The organism is Actinomadura bangladeshensis (genome assembly GCF_004348335.1).
GTDB classification, from domain to species: Bacteria; Actinomycetota; Actinomycetes; order Streptosporangiales; family Streptosporangiaceae; genus Spirillospora; species Spirillospora bangladeshensis.
This window is the reverse complement of record NZ_SMJW01000399.1, coordinates 1-4,718: the sequence shown is the minus strand read 5'-3', so window position 1 is coordinate 4,718 and position 4,718 is coordinate 1. Positions and strand designations below refer to the sequence as shown.

At 72.9% G+C, this 4,718-nt stretch carries 3 protein-coding genes and 1 rRNA gene; 2 read left to right on the top strand and 2 right to left on the bottom strand.

What is annotated here, in order from left to right:
• Nucleotides 1-360: 360 nt before the first annotated feature.
• The gene (locus E1284_RS38560; RefSeq protein WP_131945084.1) at nt 361-861 is read left to right on the top strand and encodes a tetratricopeptide repeat protein; all 501 of its coding nucleotides are present in this window, start codon (nt 361-363) and stop codon (nt 859-861) included.
• A 22-nt stretch (nt 862-883) separates the two neighbouring features.
• On the opposite strand, the gene E1284_RS38555 is transcribed toward E1284_RS38560, so the two are convergent.
• On the bottom strand, nt 884-3,367 hold the full coding sequence (locus E1284_RS38555) for an insulinase family protein (RefSeq protein WP_165965597.1): 2,484 nt from the start codon (nt 3,365-3,367) through the stop codon (nt 884-886).
• Nucleotides 3,368-3,408: 41 nt separating this feature from the next.
• Here E1284_RS38555 and E1284_RS38550 point away from each other — a divergent pair, with 41 nt between their 5' ends.
• A complete protein-coding gene (locus E1284_RS38550; RefSeq protein WP_131945082.1) occupies nt 3,409-4,335 on the top strand; it encodes a hypothetical protein in 927 nt (308 codons plus the stop codon).
• Nucleotides 4,336-4,581: 246 nt separating this feature from the next.
• On the opposite strand, the gene rrf is transcribed toward E1284_RS38550, so the two are convergent.
• A 5S ribosomal RNA gene (gene rrf / locus E1284_RS38545) occupies nt 4,582-4,698 on the bottom strand.
• Nucleotides 4,699-4,718 lie beyond the last annotated feature (20 nt).

Sequence of the window (4,718 nt, the reverse complement as noted above, 5' to 3'; positions counted from 1 at the left end):
GTCGTCCGGGCGGGCGGGGACGGCGGTGACCAGCGCCGCGGCGGTGGCGATCGCGAGGAAGGGCGGAACGGCGGCGAGCCTTATCGGGGACTCTGGGGGTGGACAGCGGGGGTTGTGCCATGGCCGCGTCCCGGTTCCCGCCGACAGGGGCGGCCCTGACAACCTGTCGCGGGAGGGGATGCGCTCCGCTGATAACCGAGCTTCGGTGGCCGCGCCGGTGCAGATGTGTGGGTTGGCACCGACGCGACCATGATCCCGGCCTGCGCCGAGCGGTCCAATTCTGGCGCACGGCAGGTTGCAGGACCGTTGCGGCCCATCGATCGGTTCGCGGCGGCCGCCCGGCGCCCTATTCTCGGGTCCATGATCACTCCGGATTGGGAGCGGCGGATCGCCGAGCTGTGGACCGCCTTCGACGACCTCGAGCCCGCGGACTTCCTCGCGAGGGTCGAGGCGCTGGCCGGCGAGCTGCCGCCCGGCGACGCGGTCGCCGAGTACGAGCTGGCGTCGGCGCACGACTCGATCGGCAACGAGGCGGAGGCCGCCGTCCACTACCGGCGGGCGTTCGAGGCGGGGCTGGACGGGACGCGCCGGCGCGAGGCGACCATCCAGTACGCCAGCACCCTGCGCAACCTCGGCCGGGCCGAGGAGAGCGTCGCCCTGCTGACCGCCGAGCGCGACGCCCGCTCCGACGGCCTCGACGACGCCGTGACCGCGTTCCTGGCGCTCGCGCTCACCGACCTCGGCCGGGAGCGGGAGGCGGCGGCGCTCGCCCTCGGCGCGCTCTCCCGCCACCTCCCCCAGTACAACCGCTCGCTCGCCGACTACGCGAAGGCCCTGATGAAGGACGCTTCCGGCAGCTAGTGGACGAGCCGGGCGGACGCCGTCACGCCTTCGCCCGGACGTCCCGGCAGGCCCGCGCCAGCAGCCGGTCCGGGTCGTCGGCGTACCCCCACGCGCGAGCGGGGGCGCTGGTGCGGGCGACCGGGCCGAGGTGGCGCCGGGCCCGGTCGTGGTCGCCGGCCCGGTAGAACACCGCGCCGAAGAAGTGGTGGGCCTCCAGGTCCCGGGGATGCCGCCGGTCCGCCTCCAGCCACCGGTCGGCGGCCTCCGCCAGGGCGCCGTGCACCGAGGGCCGGGCCAGGTAGCCGTTCAGGTCGTCCCAGGAACCGATCTCCAGGCCGATCTCCAGGTGCGCGGTCGCGAGGACCGCGGTGACCGGGTCGCCGGGCTCGGCCTGCGCGACGGCCGTCTCGGCGAAGTCCAGCACCTCGGCGTCCGAACCCCACCATTTCTTGCAGAGCGCCTGAGAACGGGAGATGTGACCCGAGTAGAGGGACGGGTCCCGGTCGGTGAGCTCCTGCCAGATGCGGTCCAGTTCGTCCCGCCTGAGCTGCATGCCGATGCCGTGCCACTGGAGCTTGTCCCAGGGGACGGGGTCGGCGGGCAGCAGTTCGGCGGCGCGGTAGAGCGGGGGCCCGCCCAGGGCCAGCAGCCGCCAGAACCGGCCGAACTGCTCCGCTTCGACGTACTCGGCGCGGTAGGCGCTCCGCGCTTTCCACGCCTCGTCGATGCGGGTCGCGCCGAGCCACAGGCACAGGTCCGGGTCGGCGGGTTCGTCCGCGGACAGCTCCGCCAGGCGCGCACTCTGCCCGAGCGCGGCCTTGGTGAGGTTCTCCAGGCAGAGGCTGCGGGCCTCGGCGTCGTCGCGGGTTCCCGCCAGCAGTCGCAGGCCCGCGCGCAGGTCGCCGCCGCGCACCTTCGGCAGCACCGCCGCCAGCGCCGCGTCCCGCCAGGCGGGGCTCCGGCGGCGCGCTCTGATCTTGGCGGGCAGCCCGAAGGCTGCGGCCACCACACCGGCCCGTGCGGGATCGCCCGTCCGGTCGTCGGGCTCGGCCGCCGCCGCGCCGGCGCGGGGCGGGACGCGGTCGGCGGGACGCTCGGGCATGCGCACGACCACGCCGGGAGGCGCGTACCGGTCGATGGCGGCGACCGCGTCCGCGCCGGCGCGCCACAGGTTGGGCTCGATCCCGGCGGTCATGCCGTCCAGGCCGACCAGGAAGCGCGCCCCGTCCGGCCAGGCGAGGACGGCGGCGCATGCGTCGAAGCGGACGGTGGCCATGTTCGGGCCGGTCAGTTCGGTGACCCCGTCCCGGCCGACGATCAGCCCGAGCCGGGGCTCGTCCGGCCGCGTGTGGACCCGGCCGTCGACCGCGACCGTGGCGGACACCGGTGCCCGCGCGAAGCGCGCGCCCTGCGGCTCCTCCCCGCGAGGGAGCATCAGCAGCGCGGTGTCCAGCATGGTGCGGCCGACCTCCAGGACATCCTCCGGTGCGACCTCGTCGAGCGCGGCGAGGGCCTCGTCCGCCGAACGGACCGGAGTTCCCATCAGTTCGGCCAGGCACGAGCGCATCGGCTGTGACGCACGGGCCTCGTCGGAGCCGATGCCGGTGCGCCGCGCCGCCACCGCCTCGGCCAGTTCGTCCGCCTCCACCGGCTCCGCGGCGAGGCGTTCGATCTCCCCGCGGAACCGCTCCGCCAGTTCCGGACGTGCCTCGGCGAGCCCATCGGCGAACGCGAGCATCTCCGCGGTGTCCCCCGGGCGGCCCGAGATCTCGACGCTGGTCGTGTAGCTCAGCGCGCTCTCGCGCCGCAGGACGCGGTGGAGGCGGCGGCCGAGGATGTCGCCGTAGATCCCGGCGGCGGTGGTGCGCGGCACGATGCCGGTCAGCGCGACGCCGTTGACGTCGGCGTTGAAGTAGGCGGGCGTCCGCGGCAACGCGCTGGTCGGCTCCGGGAGCGGCCTGCGCTCACCCTCGGGAAGCGGCAGGGTGAGCCCTTCCGGTGGAGGTCCGCCGACGAGCGCGAGTGCCGCGTTGTCCCTGGTGAACCAGCGGGCCGTCCACTCCCGGACATCGTCGGGAGTGAAGGCGGCGAGACCGTGCTCGTCGTAGGCGGGCAGCCCGTAGGTGGCCGCCCCGTAACGCCACAGCAGTAACTGGCCGGCCGGGCCGATGTCGCGTCCTCCGGCCTCGGTCCGCAGAATGTTCTTCTCCGCTTCGAGACGTTCCATGGGAAGCGCGGCGAGTGAACTGCACACCGACGTCAGGAATGCGGCCACCTGCGCGGGCTCGCCGTGCGTGACGAACACCGTGGTGGACTCGTCCACGGCGCCGTTGTGGTGATAGTCGGCATCGCCGACGGCGTACAGCGCCAGATGCTCGACCAGATGGGTGAGTCCGGCCCTTGGCAGGGTCTCGTCCGCCCGCCCCACACGGAACACGAGCGCCGCCCGATAGCCGTCGTCACCCGGCGGGCCCTCGCTCCAGAACACGGGAACGCCGTCGATGCCGGTACGCTTCACGTCCAAATGATCTCCCTCTCCAGGCCGCAAGATCGTACAATTCGCGAGTGCCAACGAAGGTGACATATCGGTATCGGGTTCCGTTCGCCGTTTCCTGGCGTTCGTACCTGGTTCCCGTCGGGGCGCTGGCCCTCCTCGTTCTGCTGACCGCGCTGTTCTGGACAACGCATCACGCGCTGCTCACCGCCAGCACGGTCGACGCCGTCCGGCCGGGGGGCGTACCCGGCGATTCGCGTGCGGTCCTGTGGGTGGACGAGGGTCTGCGCTACCGGGTCCATGTCGTGGCGGCCTCCGAGGACCCCGGCTCCTGCTCACTGAACGGCCAGAAGGCCAACTATCCGGTGACCCTGGACCGCGTCCGGCACGGCGGCGACTCCGCGGAGATCAAGGGCTACCGGTGGGTCGGGGCGTTCCGCGCGCCCGCCACCGACTACGTCGCGGTCACGTGCGACCGGTCGAACGAGGCGCTCCGCATCAAGGTGGACGCGCCCGGAGCGGGCCTGCTGGTGACGCTGCTGGTGCTCTGGCCGGTGGTCCTCATCTGGGCGGTGGTCAAGCTGTGGCGGACCCGGCGGCAGAGCACGCAGCGCCTGCTCACCCGGCGCCCGCCGGATCCCCCGGCACGCGCCGCACGAGCCGCCCTCGCCGCCGGCGACCGGACCCAGACCACGGTGTACTTCCGCAACGGCACCTTCGTCCCCGCCGGGACTCGCGAGCCGGACCCGGCAGCCGCCTTCGCCGCGGAGCGGTTGAAGGCCCCGCGTGACCCGGCCGACTTCCGCACCGGCCCCGCCGACGACGGCGGCAAGCTGGTCGCCTTCCCGGACCTGACCGTGTACCTCTCCCCTGCGGAGATCAAGCACGCCGGAGCGGCCGATCTCGGCCGCCAGGCCCTCGCGAAGATCCGCCTGGACGCCCGCACACCCCAGGTCGCCCGCATCCGGGCCGCCGAGGAACCCGCCACCCACACCTGAGACCCCCGCAGCGCGACGCCCGCAGACCAACGACATCCGCCTGCCGATCAGGTCCTCGTCACACGAGCACCCTGCTCCGTAGTCGACCAGTTCGCCTGCCTGAGCCGATTGACCGTTTATCCAGTCGAGGACGCGCCGGCCGCGGAGGGAATTGGCCCATCGGGACCAGTCCATCAGCTTTTGAGACTGTTCCGCCAAATGAGAAAGGGCCCCGCCGGTGTCGACGGGGCCCTTCCTGCAATATGTGTCCGGCGGTGTCCTACTCTCCCACACAGTCTCCCATGCAGTACCATCGGCGCTGAAGGGCTTAACTTCCGGGTTCGGGATGGGACCGGGTGTTTCCCCTTCGCCAAAACCACCGAACGCCTCAACGCACCACCCCA